Origin of the sequence: Chryseobacterium sp. T20, assembly GCF_047345655.1 — a bacterium.
Taxonomy (GTDB): Bacteria; Bacteroidota; Bacteroidia; order Flavobacteriales; family Weeksellaceae; genus Chryseobacterium.
Map to the genome: position 1 here is coordinate 712,512 of NZ_JBLFDU010000001.1, position 20,280 is coordinate 732,791.

Annotated in this window: 19 protein-coding genes; 9 read left to right on the forward strand and 10 right to left on the reverse strand. The window is 36.3% G+C overall.

Annotated elements, in window-relative coordinates; all coding sequences use genetic code 11:
• Positions 1-107: 107 nt before the first annotated feature.
• The gene (lpdA, locus tag ACMA47_RS03220; protein WP_413928652.1) at positions 108-1,508 is read right to left on the reverse strand and encodes a dihydrolipoyl dehydrogenase; all 1,401 of its coding nucleotides are present in this window, start codon (positions 1,506-1,508) and stop codon (positions 108-110) included.
• A 99-nt stretch (positions 1,509-1,607) separates the two neighbouring features.
• On the opposite strand from lpdA, the gene ACMA47_RS03225 reads away from it, so the two are divergent.
• The 5 genes from ACMA47_RS03225 (at position 1,608) to ACMA47_RS03245 (ending at position 5,738) form a co-directional block, all read left to right on the forward strand.
• Positions 1,608-2,015, forward strand: a complete 408-nt coding sequence (locus ACMA47_RS03225; RefSeq protein ID WP_413928653.1) for a winged helix-turn-helix transcriptional regulator — start codon at positions 1,608-1,610, stop codon at positions 2,013-2,015.
• A gap of 148 nt (positions 2,016-2,163) precedes the next feature.
• Positions 2,164-3,327, forward strand: coding sequence for an iron-containing alcohol dehydrogenase (locus ACMA47_RS03230; RefSeq protein WP_413928654.1), 1,164 nt, complete (start codon positions 2,164-2,166; stop codon positions 3,325-3,327).
• A gap of 252 nt (positions 3,328-3,579) precedes the next feature.
• Positions 3,580-4,041, forward strand: a complete 462-nt coding sequence (locus ACMA47_RS03235; protein WP_034696312.1) for a lipocalin family protein — start codon at positions 3,580-3,582, stop codon at positions 4,039-4,041.
• 64 nt (positions 4,042-4,105) lie between these two features.
• Entirely contained in the window at positions 4,106-4,762 is a 657-nt protein-coding gene (locus ACMA47_RS03240; RefSeq protein WP_413928655.1) for a GDSL-type esterase/lipase family protein, read from the forward strand.
• Positions 4,763-4,772: 10 nt separating this feature from the next.
• The gene (locus tag ACMA47_RS03245) at positions 4,773-5,738 is read left to right on the forward strand and encodes a tetratricopeptide repeat protein (protein ID WP_413928656.1); all 966 of its coding nucleotides are present in this window, start codon (positions 4,773-4,775) and stop codon (positions 5,736-5,738) included.
• Positions 5,739-5,779: 41 nt separating this feature from the next.
• Here the strand turns inward: ACMA47_RS03245 and ACMA47_RS03250 are convergent, their stop codons facing one another.
• The 3 genes from ACMA47_RS03250 to ACMA47_RS03260 all read right to left on the reverse strand — a co-directional run bounded on the left by ACMA47_RS03250 (position 5,780) and on the right by ACMA47_RS03260 (position 9,520).
• The gene (locus ACMA47_RS03250; RefSeq protein WP_413928657.1) at positions 5,780-7,132 is read right to left on the reverse strand and encodes a DEAD/DEAH box helicase; all 1,353 of its coding nucleotides are present in this window, start codon (positions 7,130-7,132) and stop codon (positions 5,780-5,782) included.
• A 165-nt stretch (positions 7,133-7,297) separates the two neighbouring features.
• Positions 7,298-7,807, reverse strand: coding sequence for a hypothetical protein (locus ACMA47_RS03255; RefSeq protein WP_413928658.1), 510 nt, complete (start codon positions 7,805-7,807; stop codon positions 7,298-7,300).
• Between the two features lie 66 nt (positions 7,808-7,873).
• A complete protein-coding gene (locus tag ACMA47_RS03260) occupies positions 7,874-9,520 on the reverse strand; it encodes an ABC1 kinase family protein (protein WP_413928659.1) in 1,647 nt (548 codons plus the stop codon).
• A gap of 211 nt (positions 9,521-9,731) precedes the next feature.
• Here ACMA47_RS03260 and ACMA47_RS03265 point away from each other — a divergent pair, with 211 nt between their 5' ends.
• Positions 9,732-9,896: a hypothetical protein gene (locus tag ACMA47_RS03265; RefSeq protein ID WP_413928660.1), complete on the forward strand. Its 165-nt coding sequence runs from the start codon at positions 9,732-9,734 to the stop codon at positions 9,894-9,896.
• 235 nt (positions 9,897-10,131) lie between these two features.
• Entirely contained in the window at positions 10,132-10,776 is a 645-nt protein-coding gene (locus tag ACMA47_RS03270) for a hypothetical protein (RefSeq protein ID WP_413928661.1), read from the forward strand.
• Between the two features lie 62 nt (positions 10,777-10,838).
• On the opposite strand, the gene ACMA47_RS03275 is transcribed toward ACMA47_RS03270, so the two are convergent.
• Entirely contained in the window at positions 10,839-12,347 is a 1,509-nt protein-coding gene (locus tag ACMA47_RS03275; protein WP_413928662.1) for a nitrilase-related carbon-nitrogen hydrolase, read from the reverse strand.
• A 164-nt stretch (positions 12,348-12,511) separates the two neighbouring features.
• On the opposite strand from ACMA47_RS03275, the gene ACMA47_RS03280 reads away from it, so the two are divergent.
• Both ACMA47_RS03280 and ACMA47_RS03285 read left to right on the forward strand, forming a co-directional pair.
• Complete coding sequence (locus ACMA47_RS03280) at positions 12,512-12,823, forward strand: hypothetical protein (RefSeq protein WP_413928663.1); 312 nt, start codon at positions 12,512-12,514, stop codon at positions 12,821-12,823.
• Between the two features lie 591 nt (positions 12,824-13,414).
• Positions 13,415-13,717, forward strand: a complete 303-nt coding sequence (locus ACMA47_RS03285; RefSeq protein ID WP_413928664.1) for a hypothetical protein — start codon at positions 13,415-13,417, stop codon at positions 13,715-13,717.
• Positions 13,718-13,772: 55 nt separating this feature from the next.
• On the opposite strand, the gene guaA is transcribed toward ACMA47_RS03285, so the two are convergent.
• The 5 genes from guaA to purM form a co-directional block, all read right to left on the reverse strand.
• Positions 13,773-15,302, reverse strand: a complete 1,530-nt coding sequence (guaA, locus tag ACMA47_RS03290; protein ID WP_034696325.1) for a glutamine-hydrolyzing GMP synthase — start codon at positions 15,300-15,302, stop codon at positions 13,773-13,775.
• 200 nt (positions 15,303-15,502) lie between these two features.
• The gene (purD, locus tag ACMA47_RS03295) at positions 15,503-16,741 is read right to left on the reverse strand and encodes a phosphoribosylamine--glycine ligase (RefSeq protein ID WP_413928665.1); all 1,239 of its coding nucleotides are present in this window, start codon (positions 16,739-16,741) and stop codon (positions 15,503-15,505) included.
• A gap of 90 nt (positions 16,742-16,831) precedes the next feature.
• Positions 16,832-18,349: a bifunctional phosphoribosylaminoimidazolecarboxamide formyltransferase/IMP cyclohydrolase gene (gene purH, locus ACMA47_RS03300; RefSeq protein WP_407846037.1), complete on the reverse strand. Its 1,518-nt coding sequence runs from the start codon at positions 18,347-18,349 to the stop codon at positions 16,832-16,834.
• A gap of 143 nt (positions 18,350-18,492) precedes the next feature.
• The gene (gene purN / locus ACMA47_RS03305; RefSeq protein ID WP_413928666.1) at positions 18,493-19,056 is read right to left on the reverse strand and encodes a phosphoribosylglycinamide formyltransferase; all 564 of its coding nucleotides are present in this window, start codon (positions 19,054-19,056) and stop codon (positions 18,493-18,495) included.
• A gap of 99 nt (positions 19,057-19,155) precedes the next feature.
• Positions 19,156-20,148: a phosphoribosylformylglycinamidine cyclo-ligase gene (purM, locus tag ACMA47_RS03310; protein ID WP_079241169.1), complete on the reverse strand. Its 993-nt coding sequence runs from the start codon at positions 20,146-20,148 to the stop codon at positions 19,156-19,158.
• Positions 20,149-20,280: the final 132 nt, after the last annotated feature.

Here is a 20,280-nt window from a genome sequence, read left to right on the forward strand (position 1 = left end):
AATGGAAAAATGAAACGCAGAGCTAAACAAAATAGCTTTAGCAATTTTCCTTCACTACACTTATCAGCTTAAAAAATCTTAATGGTTTAAATTTTAGCATGATTACTTTATATATTAATTGCTCCTTGTCCTGAAGCAATGAGGTAAGCTTCTTTTAAAGTTTCAGAATAGGTAGGATGGGCATAGGAAATACGGAACATATCTTCCGCAGTCACCTCATATTCCTGAGCGATAACACCCTGGGTGATCAAATCTGCAGCTCTGGCACCAATAATGTGAACTCCCAACACTTCTCCATATTTCGGATCTACCAAAACTTTGGCAAAACCTTCCATATCCATTGAAGCACGAGCTCGCGCGCTGGCAGAAAACGGGAATTTCCCTACATTATATGCGATGTTATTTTGTTTCAGATATTCTTCCGTATACCCTACTGAAGCTACTTCCGGCCATGTATACACCACTGAAGGAATACGGTTATAATGGATATGACGTTTTTGGCCATTGATTGTTTCCGCTACAAAAACACCTTCTTCTTCCGCTTTGTGAGCCAACATTGCTCCACCAATAACATCTCCTATTGCATAGATAGTAGACACTGATGTCTGATTGTTTTCATTTACTTTAATAAAACCTCTCTCGTCCAGCTGTACCTCTGTATTTTCAAGACCAAGACTTTTTACATAAGGACTTCTTCCTACCGCCACCAGGATATACTCTGCTTCCAGTTCATCTTCTGTTCCGGTTTTATCTTTAAAAAAAACTTTGCCCTTAGAGCCTGCATTCTCAGTTTTATATACCGCGTGATTAAGACGGATATCAATTCCTTCTTTTTTCAGAATTTTCTGAAGGTTTTTTCCCAACTCATGATCCATATTCGCAATAAGATGATCAGCATATTCCAGAATAGTTACTTTGGTACCGATACGGTTGAAAATAGAGGCCATTTCCACTCCTATTACTCCACCACCGATGATTACCATAGATTCCGGTTTTTCCTCCAGAGATAATGCTTCTGTGGAAGTAATGACCCTTTTTCTATCAATTTCCACTCCTGGAATAGTTGATGGTTTTGAACCTGTAGCAATGATATAATGTTGAGCAGTAATCTCTTTAATCTCAGATTCGCTGACAATTTTTATGGTAGAATTATTGATGAAGCTTGCTGTTCCTTTTAACCTTGTGATTTTATTTTTATTCATTAAAAAGTCCAGCCCTCCGGTATTTTTTGAAACTACCTCTGCTTTTCTTCTATACATTTGGGAAAAATCCAGTTCAATATTATCCAGCTTAATCCCATGTTCCTTGAATTGATGGTGTGCTTCTGCATAGTGATGAGTGCTGTCCAATAAAGCTTTAGTCGGAATGCAGCCTACATTGGTACATGTTCCTCCCAATGTATCATATTTTTCTATAATCACTGTTTTATAACCCAGCTGAGAGCTTCTAATGGCAGCCACATATCCACCGGGTCCTGAGCCAATTACGGCAATGTCATAATGATCCATTTGATTAATTAATTTTTTATGATTAAATTTACTTGCAAAATAAAAGCAAAACTAAAACAAACACTTTCATTTCGCAAGTATTATTTTAAAATTAACAAAATGAGTAAAAAAAGATCCGGCTGCCCGATCAGCTGTTCACTGGAAATGTGGGGTGACAAATGGTCTCTGCTCATCATAAGAGACCTTATGCTGAAAAAGGAATGTACTTATGGTGACTTCCTCAAAGCTGATGAAAAAATCGCGACCAATATTCTGGCGACAAGGCTTCAAAACCTTTTGGACAATGGAATCATTGATAAAAAAGACCATCCGGAAAGCAAGCTGAAAATTCTTTATTTTCTGACTCAAAAAGGGATTGATCTTATCCCAGTAATCGTTGAAATCAATCTTTGGGGTGATCAGTATCTTACGATTCCTGATGACCGAAAAAAACTATTGGAAGAGATCAAAAAAGATAAGGAAGCCTTTATAAAAAGAGCAAAAGCCTATCTTTCTCCTGAAGTATAGTATTTAGATTAGAAAGGAATAAAAAACATTAATCAAAGAAGTTCAAAGCAATAGCTTTCATAAAAATGAATAATAGCAATTTTAAAATTTCATTAACTCACTTTTCCTTTTTCATTCCGTAAATTTGACTTAAAATAAATTTAGAACAATGCTTAATTTCGAGTTTAAAAACCCAACAAAAATACTTTTCGGGAAAGGCGAAATCGCTAAAATTTCCAAAGAAATTCCTCAAGACGCAAAAATATTAATGATTTATGGTGGCGGAAGCATCAAAAACAATGGTGTTTACGATCAGGTAAAAGAGGCTTTAAAAGGTCATGAAGTATATGAGTTTGGCGGAGTTCCTGCCAATCCTGAATATGAAGTTCTGATCAATGCTTTAAACTTTATCAAAGAAAAAAACATTACTTACCTTCTTGCTGTAGGTGGCGGATCCGTGATTGACGGAACAAAATTCCTTTCTGCAGCAGCCAATTATGATGGTGAACCATGGGATATCCTGAGAAAGTCGGTAAGAACATTTGAAGGAGAAGGAATGCCTTTTGGAAGTATTCTGACACTGCCTGCAACAGGTTCAGAAATGAATTCCGGCTATGTGATCTCAAGAAGAGAAACCCATGAAAAATTATCTTCAGGAGGACCAGGACTTTTCCCACAATTTTCTGTTCTGGATCCGGAAGTGATCAGAACCATTCCAAAAAATCAGATCGTGAACGGAATCACTGATGCCTACACTCACGTTTTGGAACAATATATGACAGCTCCTTCTTCTGCTGATCTTCAGGAAAGAATTGCAGAAAGTATTCTGATCAGCCTGCAGGAAACTGCTCCTAAAGTATTGGCTGATGATTTCAACTATGATGCTGCCGGAAACTTTATGTGGTGCTGCACCATGGCTTTAAACGGTCTGATCCAGAAAGGAGTGATTACAGACTGGGCAGTACATGCAATGGGGCACGAGCTGACGGCTTACTTCGGTATTGATCATGCAAGAACACTGGCAATTATTGCTCCATCCCATTACCGTTACAATTTCGAAGATAAAAAAGGAAAACTGGCTCAGTATGCTGAGAGAGTTTGGGGAATCAAAGACGGAAGCATAGAAGAAAAAGCTGAACTGGGCATCAAAAAACTGGAAGAATTCTTCCACAGTCTTCACATCAAAACCAGACTTTCCGAGTATACAGAAGACTTTAAAGGAACTGCTGAAAAAGTTGAAAAAGCCTTTACAGACAGAAACTGGCTAGGTCTTGGAGAATATAAAAAACTGACTCCACAGGATGCTTATAAGATTGTAGAGATGAGTTATTAATGGTTTCGGGGTGCGGGTTTCGCGGTACGAGGTTTGAGCTACACTATTTCGAGATTCGGGTGAATGGGTTTGTAGTAAAACGAAAGGGTTTATATTCATTTTCAAGTTGAAAATCTATAACCCAAAACTCTTATCTCGTATCGCAGCATTCATAAAATTATTTAATTTACAAACATTCGTTTAAAAAATCGTTATTTCATTATAGATATTTCAAATTTATTTATATTTTAGCATATTCTTAAATTTGTGAAAATGAAAAAACAGCTACTTTTATTTGCCTTTTCTGCCCTGGCGCTTACTTCTTGTAAAGATGACAATCTTGAAGCTTATGATATGGATATCATGAAGGGAGATTGGAAGGAAGTTAAAAGGGAAGTAATTTCCGGAAAAGATAATAAAACAGTGCTTTATACTGAAACTTTAACAGGATGTGCAGCTAAAAATACTCTTTTCTTAAGAACAGATTATTATGTAAGCTACACAGCGTATACAGGAAGCGGTGCAGATTGTACTCCATCTCCGAAAACTGAAGGAAGATATACCTACGATGCTGATTCAAAAGTTATTGGAATTAAACTTGGCGACGAAGGATCTGTCAACTACAGAGTTGATATGTTAACAGCCAAAGATCTTAAACTTGCCCAGCAATCAGGAATCTTTGATATGAATGGAGATAAAATTCCTGATATCCCTTACGTTACCTACAAAAGATAAACCATAAACTCCCGCTAATCGGGAGTTTTTTATTACTTTTATATCTAATTTAAAACTGATTATAATGAAGAAGATTCTATCAGCATTTCTATTGCTGTACTTTGCTATTGCCTTTTCTCAGGAAAAAAAACCAATGTTCTGGCAGGACATCCAGGAGTTCAAAAAAATGGATCAGCAAAACCCTCCTCAAAAGGACGCTATCTTATTTCTGGGAAGCTCATCATTCACCAAATGGACTGATATAGCAGATTACTTTCCAGGTAAAACAATTATCAACAGAGGTTTCGGAGGATCAAGACTTACAGACCTTAATGATTTTGCAAATGATCTTTTAGCTCCTTATCAACCCAAACAAATCATTATCTATTGTGGTGAAAATGATTTTGCAGACAATCACCAGCTAAAAGCAAAAGTAGTCGTAGACCGATATAAAGCTTTCTACAAAAAAATACGTGAGAGATTCCCTAATATTGAGGTAGATTATATCTCCATCAAATATTCGCCGAGCAGAGAAGTGATCTGGCCACAGATGAAAATTGCTAACAAAAAGATTGCGGCTTTTATGAAAAAAGAACCAAACGCAGAATTTATTGATGTTACCAAAGCAATGGAAGATGCCAACGGAAAGGTCAGAAAAGATATTTTTGTGGAAGATATGCTTCATTTTAAACCGGAGGGATATAAAATCTGGACGAAGATAATCACTCCTTACCTGAAATAAACTACAACCCATGATAAAAAAACCAATAACCATTTTATTCTTTGTTTTACTGTATTCTCTTTCATTTTCTCAGGAGAAGCCGAATGAAAAAACAATTCTACAGGAACTTTCAGAAAATGCCTGTAAATGCGCTGATTCTATTGCTTTAGCTAACAGAAAGAAGGAAGATATCATCAAAGATGTTCATGCATGCATTGATAAATACACAGGAGCACTTCAGATCTCAACTCTTTTGAAAGGAGCTGAAAAACAATCTGAAAATGCACCTAAAGTAAACGGAAAAAAACAGATTAACCTGACATTTGACACCAATAAAAATTCAAAGCAGTATAAAGACAGCTATAATGAACTTGAGCGTTACCTGATGCAAAACTGTGAAAGTGTAAAGAGAGCTACTACAACGACTGAAACAGATTATGACAAGTTCTCAAAAAATAATGCAGCCATTGACTTTTACACAAAAGCCGCTGAAGCAGGGAAACGAGAAGATTGGAAAGAAGCAATCCAGAATTATGAACAGGCTGTAAAAATTGATCCAAAATTTATTTATGCATGGGATAATCTGGGAATTACTTATAGAAGGATCGGAGAATATGATAAAGCTCTTAATGCCTACAAACAGTCATTAGCCGTTGATCCAAAGGGTAAAATGCCTTTACAGAATATAGCAATAGCTTATATTTATAAAAAAGAATATCAGAAAGCTATAGAGGCCTATAATGATTTTGACAAAGTATATCCCAATGATCCAGAGGTTTATTATGGGATAGGACAAATCTACTTCGCTCATTTAAAAAATAATGAAAAAGGACTTGATTATATCTGCAAAGCCTACAGAATTTATACTGAACAGAAATCTCCTTACCGTTCTGATGCAGAAGCTGTAATAGGAAGTATCTACAAGGGTATGAAAGAGGAAGGCAAAATGGAAAAATTCAAGGAAATATTAAAGAACAATAACATTCAATTTGATTAAAAAATAAAAACGATTCCAATACTAGGAATCGTTTTTTTATTTTATTTCTTTCTTTTCGACTTCGAAATTGCTTTCTGCTGAGCTCTGTTGGCTCCAAACTTCTTAGGTGCTTTTCTTTTGGAAGGTCCACCCCAGTTTTCTTTGGTATTTTTAGCTTTCTTCTCGTGGAATGCGCCTCCTCCGTCATTCAGTTTTACCTGAGCAGGATTTTTCATCACTACCTGATCTTCTTCAGCGGCAATCTTTTTAGGATTGATCTTAACTTCTTCAGGGAATTCATTAAATTTCAATTCTTTATCCATCAATAGCTCAATGTCAAGAATCAAAGGTTCTTCTTTTTTAGTAACAAAAGTAACAGCTTTTCCTTCTTTGTCTGCTCTACCCGTTCTACCGATTCTGTGGATATACTGCTCCGGAATATCAGGTGTTTCAAAGTTGATCACATGGGTAATGTTTGAGATATCAAGACCTCTTGCCATTACGTCAGTAGTAATCAATCCTCTGATCTCTTCATTTTCAAAGCTCTTCATCGCTTTTAATCTGTAATTCTGAGATTTGTTGGAGTGAATCACATCAAACTGTTCAGGGAAAAGCTCATTGATTTTAGTAAAGAGCAGGTCAGCATGTCTTTTATTATTGTTAAAAATCAACACTTTAGACATATCTGCATCACTTTTCAGCAAATGTTCAAGTAAATTGATTTTAGTATTAAAGTTTTCAACTTTGTATCCTGTCTGTTCAATTTTTTCAAGTGGAGTTCCTGATTTTGCCAGTGAAATCTCAATCGGATTGGCAAAATAAACATCCAGCATGTCATCTACCGCTTCTGTCATGGTAGCCGAGAAAAGAATATTCTGTCTCTTCTCTTTCATCATTTCAAAAATATGGGTAAGCTGTGGTCTGAAACCAAGGTTAAGCATCTCATCAAACTCATCAATGATCAGCTTCTGAACTTCCTTCAGAGAGATTGCATTGTCTATGGAAAGATCCATCACTCTTCCCGGTGTTCCTACCAGAATATCACAACCATCATTGAATAATAGTTTTTGAGTATTGATATTTTTTCCACCGTATATTCCGATTACTCTTGCAGTAATATTTTCTGTCAGTTTTTCAAGGATTTCAGTCACCTGTACCACCAATTCTCTTGTAGGAACAAGCACCAAAACAGTTGGATTTCCTGTCTTACTGTATTTCCATGTTTTCAGAACGGGTAAAAGATAAGCCAATGTTTTTCCGGTTCCGGTCTGTGCAATTCCCATTACATCTCTTCCCGAAAGAATAGGTTTTAAGCTCTTCTCCTGAATGGGAGTAGGTTCAAATAATTCCAAATCCGCTAAAACATCAAGAATTTTAACCGGAAGGTCAAAATCCGCAAAAGTGAGTTTTTCCATTTTGCAAAGATAGGTATTTAATTTTGTAGTATGGAAGCACGAAGTTTGAAGCTGGAAGATTATCAAACGTTCTTTTAATTTTTTGAATGTACAATGAAACAGATTAATGTATTAACACAGGTCATTTCCTTCTCTCTCCCAACCTCCATCCTCCAGCGATTGTACTCAATTTATCTTTACACTTTCACTGATAACTTTAATATCATCATCTATCCATTTGCTGGAGGTAACGATAACATATCCTTTCTTTTTAGGGTCTTTTTTGATGGGGAATCGATCCTCTTCCCACTGATTACAATGGGTTGAAATAGAAGGCAATAATGGTTTCCAACCCGTTTTACTTAAAGTATAGACATAAAAAGGATGCCAGCAGCTGGTACACCAATTGGGATAAAATCCGATCTCCTCTTTCCCATCCCCATTAAGATCTCCCAAATTATACAGACTTCCCTGCCTGGCAGGTGTAATGGTTATAGGTTTTATATTTTTATCACTGAAATAAATGGTTGTTTCACACTTTCCTTCACATTCGTCACCACAGTCGCTGACTTTTGTATAGGCGTATTCTTTTGTTCCGTTTCCGTCGAAATCTCCCTGAAGTTTCTCTTCATTTCCCTGTTGAGCCATACAAAGTGAGCTGAATAAGGTGATTGCGGTTATAATAAGTGTTTTCATTGTTGGTTTGGGGTTATGAGTTACGGGGTTCGGGGTGCGGGGTTTCGAGTTTTTGAATTTTTAGGTTTATTTTCTGGTTACTCTTAGCAGGAGGATTATGACTAAAAGGATTGAAAAGATAAAGCCTAAAACTGCTACTAACGACAGTTCTCCGATTCTTGGTCCGGATTCGGAAGAAAAGACAATAGCTGTAGCAATAATATTTGCTCCTAAAATCATAGCCAGAATCAGATTGATGACACTGGATTTGATCAGTTGGTTAGTCTTATCTATATTTTTGATTTCGCTGGAAACCGTAAATTTATTTTCATCCAGCTTTTGAAGAACGGAACGGAGTTCTTTCGGGATTTCATCCACATTATCCGTGAAATTCATCATGCGGTCCATCCCTGTTTTTAAAAGATTTTTAGGACTGATTTTCTTGGTGAAAATCTTTTTGGTGTAAGGGTGAAGACTTTTAACAATATCAAGATCAGGATTAATACTCCTTCCTACTCCTTCTATAAGGCTGATTCCTTTGAACAGAAGATAGAAATAATCCGGCATATAAAGCCTGTTGTCCTTCAATATATCCTTCATCTTGTTGATGATCACCTGCACATTGATGTCCTGTAATGATGAGCTGTGTACAAAATTCAGAATATCATCCACATCATTTTCAAATCTTCTTTCGTCCGGAATTTCATAGCTTATGGCCATTTTTTTGAGTGAGCGGACTATTTTATGCGAATTTTTAGCAACAAAACTGACAATAAGGTTTTCAAGGATTTCTTTATCATTGGGCTGAATTTTTCCAACTGCCCCGAAGTCAATGAAAACAATTTTACCATCTTTTCTCACTAAAATATTTCCGGCATGAGGATCAGCATGGAAAAATCCATAATCTAAAATCTGCGATACAAAGAGCCTTAATCCTGCTTCCGAAACTTTCACCGGATCAATATCATTTGCCAGCAGAACAGATTTATCAGTTACTTTGATTCCATCAATAAATTCCATACAAAGAATATTGTTGTTGGAAAATTCTTCGTACACTTTAGGAACGTATGTTTCTTTATTGTTCTTAAAATTCAGACGGAACTGCTGGATATTATTTTTTTCATTGATCAGAGAGACTTCTTCCAGTAAAGATCTTTCAAAGGTAGAAATAGCCTGTTTCAGATTCAGTTTTTCTCCTATTTCCGAATAAGCAGATATCAGCTTTTCAATATCTTTAATCAACAGTAAATCATCTTCAATGACGGACTGTACATCAGGTTTTCTCAGTTTTAAAATCACAGGGCTGCCATCCAGCAGAACAGCTTTGTACACCTGTGCAATAGAAGCTGTAGCCAAAGGTTTTTTCTGTATTTCAAGGAAATAATCCTTCACGGAAATATTGAATTCAGTTTCCAGCGCTTCTTCTACATCCATATCTACCGTATCCACTTTGTCCTGAAGTTTTTGCAACTCCTGAATCAATTCCGGTGGCAATAAATCTTCTCTATTACTGAATGTCTGACCCAATTTTACAAAGGTAGGCCCCAACTCTTCTAGGGCGAGCCTTATTCTTTCATAAACGGTTCCTTTTGAAATGATCTCATCCGAATGACCATAATTTTCTTCCTGCTTATTTCCATTCATTCTGGCCAGAAGATCTTTGAATCCATATTTGCTTAATACAGAAATCAGTCTTGCGGATCTTTTCAGTTTTCTTTGAGGCTTGTCAAACATAGTGTATCAATAGTAGGTGCAATTTACTCCAAAAATTGTTCCTTTATGAAAAGAATCAAGACAATAACATTAATGAATAAAATTAAAAATATCAACACATAACCAGTATTTTAAAGAATAAAACATAAGCATAATAATAAAAAAACATCATATATTCTAAAAATTAATATATTTACAACGTACAAACAAAACAAACTAAAAGTATTAAAACATGAAAAATTTACGCAACAACAAACTTTCAAGAGAACAATTAAAAGGGATTGCAGGAAGCGGAATCATTATCGGAAACTGCTCAAAACAATGCTGCCCTACTGATGGAAGACCAACATGTCCAGGATTGATTTGCCCTGCTGTAGTTTGCCCTGAGTATATGTAAAATCTGATTTTATACAGAACCATATAGTACCCGAAGAAATATTCTTCGGGTATTTTTTTTGCTCCAAAAAATGCTTACGTACCACAATTTATGGCATATTATTTCCATCTCAAACAATAGCATACAAAACACAAAAACCTATTGATCAACCCATTACATGATAAAACCCAAAATAGAGAATTAAATCCATAATCATGTTCAATTAATAACAAACTATAAATATAATTACAACACTATGTTAAAAAAAATTATTTCAGCCGGTCTTATTGTATCAGCAATTATGTTTACAACACAGGTAAAAGCTCAGGTAGCATCAGCTCATTCTATTGCCGAAGTAGCCACAAAAGAAATGAGTTATCTGGGACTTACAGAATCACAGGCCCATAAAGTGACAGAGATCAATAAAATGACGGCAGATGAGCTTATTGCTCTTGATAGCAAAGCCGGTAACAATAACAGTCCGGAGAACAACAAAATAATTGCTGACGAATTTGTAAGCATTATAGCCCATCGTCATCAGGCCATGGAACAAATCCTTACTCCTGAACAGATGGCAGTGGTAAAACAAGACAGAGCAGAAAAGATTGCTCTTTTCAGAACATTTCTTATGGTACCAATTCTGGATCTAACTGAAAGACAGGTTGAGCAGGTATACGAGGTTAACTTCAAAGGAGTACAGGAAGTTCAGAAGGATTTTGGAAAGCGTCTTAACAAGAAAAATGCAGGTCTGGAAGATGCGGACAGCAAAAAAGCAAAACGCGTTATTATCAATGATTTTAAAGCTCTTGATAAAGATTTTAAAAAGATATTAAGCCCTGAACAATATGAGGTTTACAAAAACAATCAGGATTTAATCAGAGAATCTGCTAAAAAAGGATAGTTCGGTCCGTTTGGATAATAAAATATCTGTGGCAGCTCCAATGGAGCTGCCGCGGATATTTTTTATTTAAGATAAGTTTCGTAAAGGTCTTTTCTTCGGTCTTTCATTACCTGAACAGAACCATTATGATGGAGATCTTTCAACAGATTCAGATCGACATCCACAATCAGGGTCATTTCTGTGTTGGGAGTCGCTTCTCCTTTCACCGCATTGGATGGGAAGGCAAAATCGGAAGGCGTAAACACCGCTGCTTGTCCGAACTGAATATCCATATTGTTTACCTTCGGAAGGTTTCCTACACAACCGGCAATGGCCACATAACATTCATTTTCTATAGCTCGTGCAGCAGCACAGTGACGCACTCTCATATAGGCGTTTTGAGTGTCTGTAAGATACGGAACAAACAGAATTTTCATTCCCTGATCGGCCAGAATTCTTGGTAATTCCGGGAATTCTACATCATAGCAGATCACAAGGCCTATTTTACCACAGTCGGTATCAAAGACTTTGATTTCATTTCCGCCTTTCATTCCATAGTACCTTTTTTCGTTCGGAGTAATGTGAATTTTTCTGTATTCATCCATACGGCCGTCACGGTGAAGAAGGTAACTTACATTATACAAATCGTTATTATCGCTATCAAAAACAGGCATACTTCCGGAAATAATATTTACGTTGTAACTGATCGCCAGTTCTGAAATCTTTTCTTTGATCTGCTCAGTAAGTTTAGACAACTCTATCATACTGTCTCTTTCGGAAAGATTGTTGAAAGGAGCCAGCAAAGGGGTGTTGAAGAGTTCCGGAAAAAGAACAAAATCAGATTTATAATCTCCCATCACATTCACAAAGAATTCTACCTGCTCATAAAACGCTTCTATGTCTTTAAATGTTCTCATCTGCCACTGTACCAATCCAAGACGGATAATACTGTCCTGCATCGTATTTGGCTTTCTGCTGTAATAGATGTTATTCCATTGTAGAAGAACGGCATTTTCTCTGGAAGCTTCATCTTCCGGAAGATATTTTTTCAGGATTCTTATCGGAAGAAAATTATTGGAAAGCTGGAAAGACAATACAGGATCATAGATTTCCTTATCTCTTACTTTTCGGATATATTCTCTTGGAGAAAATTCATGGCTGTATTTGTGATAATTTGGAATTCTGCCACCCAGAACAATAGATTTCAGGTTTAATAATTCACAAAGCTCTTTTCGGGCATCATACAATCTTCTTCCTAAACGCAGTTCACGAAACTCCGGATCTACAAAAACTTCAATTCCATACAGGACATTTCCTGTAGAAGTATGGGTATTAAACGTATAATTTCCCGTAATATCGATGTAGGTATGATCATCCCCGAATTCTTCATAATTGACGATAATGGAAAGCGCTACAGCAGCCAGTTTTCCGTCTACTGTAATACAGATCTGTCCGTTCGGGAATATTTTTGTGAGTTTATCAATACTTTTTTTGGACCAGATGGACTCCGACATTTGCGGATAGGCCCTTTTCATCGTTTCCGCCAGCTCATTATAATCCTGAAGGGTCAGGTTTCTTGTTTCTATTTGCATTTGATGTAATTTTACTTAAATTTAGTGAAAATATTTTACTTCAATCCTTATAGAAAAGTACTTCCCAACTATTTATACAAAATTTAACAGTGGATATCTCTGAAACTTTACAAATAGCTGTTCATTCAAATAATTACTGGAAACATTCTGATTTCAGGTCTGTAATGGAGACACTTAAACCCCATTATAACATTGATATAGAAACGGATACAGAAAAATATACTACTTTGCTCTTAGGAGATAAAACCATCGGATATATCTGTTTGAATTATCCTCTGATTTTTATAGAAAGTCAATATGCTTTACAAGTAAAAAATATTCTGCATACATTTCATGATATAGAATACATTATTGTCGATACGCTATCTACTCCCTATCTGTCTGTAGATCCTGATTTTTATAATGCTTATTTTGATTTTATGGAAAACCTGAATGCTTTTTCTGCTGAAGATTTTTATTTTTACAATGTAAATTAAAAATCATTCTTGTCCAATTAAATTAAAGCGTAATTAACAGGCCGCTCCTCCAGAGCTTTATTTTTATGGGAACTTCTTTTTTTCTACTAACAGAAGATCCTGACGGGATCAATCCAGCTCCACTGGGAGCTAACTGTTAATAGAACATATTTGTTTTAAAATTATAGCTCCGGAGGAGCGACCTGTTAATTCATGCAGTAAATATTGATATTTTCAATGTATTTATAATTTTTATCGGAGAGTAATGATTATATTAAATTTTATTAGCTAATGAAACCATACGCAGTAACTTTACTCATAAGTACCTTATTTATTTTGATTTTAAGAATCTTTTATCCTTACTCAATCATTAATCTTTTACATAATTTCAACTTAATTTCAGCATCTGAACTCAATGCTGAGGAAGTGAAAACTTTTGTATATGTACATGTAGCAGGATCAATATTTTTAAACTATCTTATTTTTCATAAGCATATACTCTTCAAACTGGTATATTGCTTGTTAATTAGTATTAATGTTTTACTTATTATTTTTTCATTAAAACAGTTTTAATAGATTTATTTCCAACAGACAGCATTTATATTATAGATTATGGAAGAGTTTATTTATCAAAAAATTCGGGAATACGATACAAAATTGGAAAACTTTGAAATTTCATTTACTGATCATACCTTGTCAATAGATGATTTAATTAGTTTATATAGGTTTAGAAATGAGATAGCAAAAACTGAAGATATAAAGAAACTTACACAAAAAATTCATGATGATTTCTGCCTGATAAAACAACTGCGTCATGAAAACATCAAATTTGTCACTGCGAGATATGATGGAATGGTTAGAATGTTCTTTTTCAGTGAGGATTATTCTACGATTTTCTCAGATTATCAATCTTAATAAAAAAAATCCCACCCAAAACGGGCAGGATTTATATCATTAATTCAAGTCAGAATTATTCCCACTCAATCGTTGCAGGTGGTTTGCTTGAAATATCGTAAGCTACTCTGTTGATTCCTCTTACTTCGTTGATGATTCTGCTTGAAACAGTATCCAAGAACTCGTAAGGAAGTCTGCTCCATGTTGCTGTCATAAAGTCGATGGTGTTAGCAGAACGAACTACCGCTGTGTATTCGTAAGTTCTCTCGTCTCCCATTACTCCTACAGATTTTACAGGAAGAAGTACTACGAAAGCCTGAGATACTTTTTCGTAAAGGTCATTTTTGTATAATTCTTCAATGAAGATATCATCAGCTTCCTGAAGGATTCTTACTTTCTCAGCATCTACCGCTCCCAATACTCTGATTCCTAATCCAGGACCTGGGAAAGGGTGTCTGTATACCAAGTGATGAGGAATACCCAATTCTTCTCCTACTCTTCTTACTTCGTCCTTGAAAAGCTCTCTTAATGGCTCTAATAATTCGAATTCCATATCTTCAGGAAGTCCTCCAACATTGTGGTGAGACTTGATCACTGCAGATGGTCCGTTAACAGACTGGCTTTCGATAACGTCAGGATAAATAGTACCTTGAGCAAGGAATTTAGCACCTTCAATTTTGTGAGATTCTTCATCAAAAACATGGATGAATTCGTTTCCGATGATTTTTCTCTTCGCTTCAGGATCGTCTACTCCGGCCAGTTTTGAAAGGAATCTATCCTGAGCATCCACCATTTTGATGTTCATATGGAAATGCTCTCCATACTGATCCATTACTTTTTTGCCTTCATCCTTTCTCAATAATCCTGTATCTACGAAAATACAAGTTAACTGATCACCGATGGCTTTGTGGATCAAAACAGCAGCTACAGAAGAGTCTACACCTCCAGAAAGTCCAAGGATTACTTTGTTGTCTCCTACTTTCTCACGGATTTCCTCAACTGTTTTTTCAATATAGTTGGTCAGTTTCCAGTTTTTCTCTGAGTTACAGATGCTGAAAACGAAATTTTCAAGCATTTTCCCTCCTTCTTCTGTATGAGAAACTTCCGGGTGGAACTGAACACAGTAGATTTTTTTATCTTCATTAGCGATAGAAGCAATTACTCCTGATTTTGCATTTAATTCAAAACCTGCAGGCAATTCTCCTACTTCGTCAAAGTGGCTCATCCAAACGACAGAGTTCTGAGTCACTCCTTTTAATAAAGAGCTTTCTTTAACGATCTCTAAGTTTGCTTTACCGTATTCTCCTTTTTCTCCTTTGTTTACTTTACCTCCTAAAAGGTGAGCAGTCATCTGCATTCCGTAGCAGATTCCCAATACAGGAACTCCCTGCTCGTATAATTCTTTTTCAACCAGGTGAGCATTTTCTGCATTTACAGAACTTGGTCCACCGGAAAGGATAATTCCTTTTGGCTGTTTTGCTAAAATATCTTGTAATGGTGTATTGTAAGGCAAGATTTCAGAGTACACACCCATCTCACGGATTCTTCTTCCGATAAGCTGGTTGTACTGGGATCCGAAATCTAAAATAATAATACCGTTGTTCATTTTTGATAATTGATAATTGATAAATGATGATTGATAAATGATAGAGCTAATGGCCACTGGCTAATGGCTTCTGGCTTGGAAAAAACTTCCCAATTTCACTTTCAGTAACTAATTTCTAACCTCTAGCGTCTAACTTCTAATTATTAACTGTTTTACAAAAAAAGACTTGGATTAGCTCCAAATCTTTTTTCGTGATTTTATTAAAACTTTCCGATGTCTTCTCTGTAGAAGCCGTAATCGAAATGTACGTGACCTGCATCTTCGTAAACTTTTTTGCGGGCATCTTCGTAAGTAGCTCCTGTAGCCACAATGTTCAGTACTCTACCTCCATTGGAAACTACTTTATCTCCTTTACTGATTGCTCCTGCGTATAACAGTTTACTGTGTTTCAGTTTATCTTCTCCGGTAATTTCGAAACCTATTTCGATGTTTCTCGGATAACCTCCTGAACACATTACCAGACAAACTGCTTTTTCGTCTTTAAACTTAAGTTCAATGTCTTTTCCTTCCATACAGTCCTGGATCACATCCAAAAGATTGTTTTCCATCAATGCCATCAATACCTGAGTTTCAGGATCTCCGAATCTCATGTTGTATTCAAGAAGGTAAGCTCCGTTTTTCGTTACCATCAATCCGAAGAAGATGATTCCTTTAAATCCGAAACCTTCAGCTTTAAGACCTTTAACAGTAGGCTCTAAGATGTTTTTCTCAAAATCTGCGTAGTGCTCCTGAGTAAATTCCGGGCTTGGTGCTACTGAACCCATACCTCCTGTATTAGGTCCTGTATCTCCGTTTCCAGCTTTTTTATAATCTTTTGCCGCTACACAAGGGAATAATTTTTCCCCGTTAGAGAAAGCAATGATAGAAGCTTCAAAACCTTGTAAATATTCTTCAATAACTAAACGAATACCAGCATCACCATAGATTCTTCTGATCATGAAATCGTGGATTGTAGCTTCAGCTTCTTCAAGGTTGTCACAAATAACAACACCTTTTCCGCCAGCTAAACCACTTGCCTTGATTACCAAAGGATACTGCTGTGTCTGCACATATTCTTTAGCTTCGTTATATGAATCAAATACTACAGCTTTAGCTGTTTTGATATCATAGGTCTGCATAAATTTCTTAGAGAAAGCTTTACTTCCTTCCAGGCTTGCTACTTTCTGAGTAGGCCCGAAAACCTTAAGATCATGCTTTTTAAATTCGTCCTTGATACCCGCTACAAGAGGAGCTTCAGGACCTACGATCGTAAGATCAATTTTTTCTTTAATAGCGAAATCTCTAAGTTCTTTGATTTCTGATAAATGAACATTTTTCCCTATTACATCGGTAGTAGCATTCCCGTTGGCAAAAAACATTTTAGAAATTCTTGAGTCATTCTGAAGCTTTGCCGCTAAAGCAGATTCTCTACCGCCTTCACCTATGATTAATATTCTCATACTTTATATTATTATCTAGTCTTATTTTACAAATATATAATTTTGAATGCTAAAAATACAATCCCTAATTATTTTTTAATTCTATTTTAATTAGTGGAAAAAGTGTCTAACACCTGTAAACATCATTGGAATATTGTGCTCGTTGGCAGCCTCAATACTATCCTGATCTTTTACACTTCCACCCGGCTGAATAATCGCCTTGATACCTTCCTGAGCGCAGAAATCTACCACATCACGGAAAGGGAAAAATGCATCTGAAGCCAGTACTAAATCTCCTGAGAATTTTTCTTTTGCTCTTTCGATAGCCTGCTGAGTCGCCCAGATTCTGTTTACCTGACCACCTCCGATACCGAATGCCTGAATTCCGTTGGAAACTACGATGGCATTAGACTTCACATATTTTACGACTCTCTGAGAGAAAAGTAATGCTTTTTTCTGTTCTTCTGTAGGCTGTACTTCAGTTACCACTTTGATATCATCTGAGAAGTGAAGGTCATTATCCTGAACCAAGATACCTCCGTCTACTTTTACCCAAGTCTGTTTGTCAGAAACAGGGTTTACGATTTTGATGATTCTCAGGTTTTTCTTTTTTCTTAAAATTTCAAGGGCTTCTTCATCAAATTCAGGAGCCATTACAATTTCAAGGAAAGTTTTATTTAATTCTTCAGCTGTAGCTGCATCAATCTTATAGTTCATTGCAACAATTCCGCCAAAGATGGAAACCGGATCACATTCGAATGTTTTCTGGTAAGTTTCCAAAGCTGAAGTTCCGATCGCAACACCACAAGGTGTAGAGTGTTTTACCGCACAACAAGCCATTTCTTCTTTGAACTCCGTTACCACTTTCCAGCAAAGGTCCATATCACGAAGATTGTTGAAAGAAAGTTCTTTCCCTCCAAGCTGTTCGAAATCTTTCATCGCTCCGTTCTCGAAAGTAGAAACGTAGTAAGCTGCTGTCTGGTGAGGGTTTTCTCCGTATCTTAAGTCAGCCACTTTTTTATAAGAAGCATTCAGATAAGTAGGATATTCTTCATCTAAAAGCATTCTGGAAATCGCAGCATCATACGCAGAGGTAAGATTGAATACTTTTCCTGCAAGCTTTTTACGGGTTTCGATGTACGTATCTCCGTTTTGCTCCATTTCGATTTTCACTGCTGCATAATCTTCTACATCAGTGATTACCGTTACAGAATCAAAGTTTTTAGCTGCAGAACGAAGCATTGAAGGACCTCCGATATCGATAAACTCTACTTTTTCATGTAAAGAAATGTCTTTGTTTACATTTTCAAAGAAAGGGTAAAGGTTTACGATCACCATGTCAATCAGATCAATCCCGTGCTCCTGAACGGTTTGCATGTGCACTTCGTTGTTACGAACTGCCAGCAATCCTCCGTGAACTTTTGGGTGTAAAGTTTTCACTCTTCCATCCAACATTTCAGGGAAATTGGTAACCTCATCAATCTGAATAGGATTTAAACCAGCGTCTTTCAAATGTTTGAACGTTCCTCCTGTAGAGATCAACTCATAATTCTGAGCTTCCAAAAACTGTGCGAATTCAATTAATCCACTTTTGTCAGAAACACTGATTAAAACTCTCTTTTTACTCATTTTACTTTCAATTTTTTACTTTTTACAGCTATTTCAAACTGTGTCCGGGTCTTTCACCTCCGAACTTACTTTTATTTTACTTAGATTTTTCTATTTTCCTGTCAAAAATTAAAAATTTTTGACACCCTTCCAAAGGAAAGGAATTAGTTTCCCAGGACCTTATTGATCGCTATCGGAAATATTTCATATTCAATCTGGTGAACTTTCTGAGCCAGAGTTTCAGGAGTATCCTCAGCGGTTACTTCGAAAGACTTCTGAAGAATAGCTTCTCCTTCGTCAATCCCTGGTGTCACAAAATGTACAGTTGCCCCACTCTCTACTTCTTTGGCTTCAATAACTGCATTGTGAACGTTCATTCCCCACATTCCTTTTCCTCCGAATTTCGGAAGCAAAGCCGGGTGAATATTGATTATTTTACCATTCCAGTTTTCACAGAATTCAGATTTTAAGATGGATAAAAATCCTGCCAATACGATTAAATCTGTATTTTCAGGGATTACTTTAGCCAACTCACTGCTGAAGTTCTTTCCTCTCGGAATCAATATGTTTTCTATATTGTGATTCTTTGCTCTTTCCAGTCCGAAACATTCTCTGTCTGCTACCACCAAAGTTACTTTTGCATTCTGGATTTCTCCTGAGTCAATAGTATCAATAATTCTCTGCAGATTGGTTCCTGATCCGGATACGAGTACAACGATGTTCTTCATATTTCTAATTAGCCCCGATTGCAGCGGCATCCTTTTTTTGAAATGGCTTTGTAAAAAAGCATTGGCAAAAAAGATATAGCGGAAAGCGGGATTAAGCTTCTAAAACTTTAAATTGATTTTCTCTGCTCCTTCAGTGATTTCACCGATTTCGTAAGCGTCATCTAAAAGGTGCAATACTTTTTCAGCATGTTCAGCATCTACAACGATTACCATTCCTACACCCATGTTGAATGTTCCGTGCATTTCTTCACGTTTTACTCCACCTCTTTTTTCAAGCTCAAGCATAACACTAGGAATTCTGATTTTTGTTTCGTCAATAGAAGCACAAAGTCCTTCAGGAATAATTCTAGGAACGTTTTCATAAAGACCACCTCCTGTGATGTGAGCAATTCCTTCTACTTTTACTTCTTCCAATACTTTGTGAATATCTTTGTAGTATAGTCTTGTAGGAACTAAAAGTGTCTCGTATAATGGTTTTCCTTCAAACTCTTCTTCAAAGTTCGGGAATACTTTTCTTACTAAAGAGAATCCGTTTGAGTGGAATCCTGAGCTTGGTAGCGCAATAATTTTGTTCCCTGCTTTGATCTTAGAACCATCAATGATCTGATCTTTTTCTACGATTCCTACACAGAATCCTGCAACATCATAATCTCCAGGCTGGTACATTCCAGGCATTTCAGCAGTTTCACCACCAATCAGTGCACAGTTGTTATCCTTACAAGCGGCAACCATTCCTAAAACGATTTCTGCAGCGATTTCTGAATCAAGCTTTCCACAAGCCAGATAATCAAGAAAGAATAAAGGCTTAGCTCCGTGACAAAGAATATCGTTAGCACACATTGCGAAACAATCTACACCGATAGAATCATATTTTTTGGTATCTAAAGCTACTTTCAGCTTTGTTCCTACTCCATCTGTTCCTGATACAAGAACCGGATTTTTGTATCCACCGATTTCATAGAAAGCACCAAAACTTCCCAAGTGGTTCAGTACATTGGAATTGTGGGTTTCACCGACCGCTTTTTTGATCTTGTCAACCGTTTTGTATCCTTCTTCTTTGTCTACTCCTGCTGATTTGTAAGTGTTGCTCATGTCTGCTTAGATTTTTAGATTTCAGATTCAGATTTCAGATGATTAATTGTCTTGCATCTGACGTCTTGTGTCTTCTTATCTTTTAATATTTCAATTACTTTTATACTCGATTTTAGAAAACAAAAAAGCCGA

Bases quoted from the DNA above. Each gene is read 5' to 3' on its own strand.
- lpdA (WP_413928652.1), bottom strand. From the start codon at position 1,508: ATGGATCATTATGACATTGCCGTAATTGGCTCAGGACCCGGTGGATAT.
- ACMA47_RS03225 (WP_413928653.1), top strand. From the start codon at position 1,608: ATGAGTAAAAAAAGATCCGGCTGCCCGATCAGCTGTTCACTGGAAATG.
- ACMA47_RS03230 (WP_413928654.1), top strand. From the start codon at position 2,164: ATGCTTAATTTCGAGTTTAAAAACCCAACAAAAATACTTTTCGGGAAA.
- ACMA47_RS03235 (WP_034696312.1), top strand. From the start codon at position 3,580: ATGAAAAAACAGCTACTTTTATTTGCCTTTTCTGCCCTGGCGCTTACT.
- ACMA47_RS03240 (WP_413928655.1), top strand. From the start codon at position 4,106: ATGAAGAAGATTCTATCAGCATTTCTATTGCTGTACTTTGCTATTGCC.
- ACMA47_RS03245 (WP_413928656.1), top strand. From the start codon at position 4,773: ATGATAAAAAAACCAATAACCATTTTATTCTTTGTTTTACTGTATTCT.
- ACMA47_RS03250 (WP_413928657.1), bottom strand. From the start codon at position 7,132: ATGGAAAAACTCACTTTTGCGGATTTTGACCTTCCGGTTAAAATTCTT.
- ACMA47_RS03255 (WP_413928658.1), bottom strand. From the start codon at position 7,807: ATGAAAACACTTATTATAACCGCAATCACCTTATTCAGCTCACTTTGT.
- ACMA47_RS03260 (WP_413928659.1), bottom strand. From the start codon at position 9,520: ATGTTTGACAAGCCTCAAAGAAAACTGAAAAGATCCGCAAGACTGATT.
- ACMA47_RS03265 (WP_413928660.1), top strand. From the start codon at position 9,732: ATGAAAAATTTACGCAACAACAAACTTTCAAGAGAACAATTAAAAGGG.
- ACMA47_RS03270 (WP_413928661.1), top strand. From the start codon at position 10,132: ATGTTAAAAAAAATTATTTCAGCCGGTCTTATTGTATCAGCAATTATG.
- ACMA47_RS03275 (WP_413928662.1), bottom strand. From the start codon at position 12,347: ATGCAAATAGAAACAAGAAACCTGACCCTTCAGGATTATAATGAGCTG.
- ACMA47_RS03280 (WP_413928663.1), top strand. From the start codon at position 12,512: ATGGAGACACTTAAACCCCATTATAACATTGATATAGAAACGGATACA.
- ACMA47_RS03285 (WP_413928664.1), top strand. From the start codon at position 13,415: ATGGAAGAGTTTATTTATCAAAAAATTCGGGAATACGATACAAAATTG.
- guaA (WP_034696325.1), bottom strand. From the start codon at position 15,302: ATGAACAACGGTATTATTATTTTAGATTTCGGATCCCAGTACAACCAG.
- purD (WP_413928665.1), bottom strand. From the start codon at position 16,741: ATGAGAATATTAATCATAGGTGAAGGCGGTAGAGAATCTGCTTTAGCG.
- purH (WP_407846037.1), bottom strand. From the start codon at position 18,349: ATGAGTAAAAAGAGAGTTTTAATCAGTGTTTCTGACAAAAGTGGATTA.
- purN (WP_413928666.1), bottom strand. From the start codon at position 19,056: ATGAAGAACATCGTTGTACTCGTATCCGGATCAGGAACCAATCTGCAG.
- purM (WP_079241169.1), bottom strand. From the start codon at position 20,148: ATGAGCAACACTTACAAATCAGCAGGAGTAGACAAAGAAGAAGGATAC.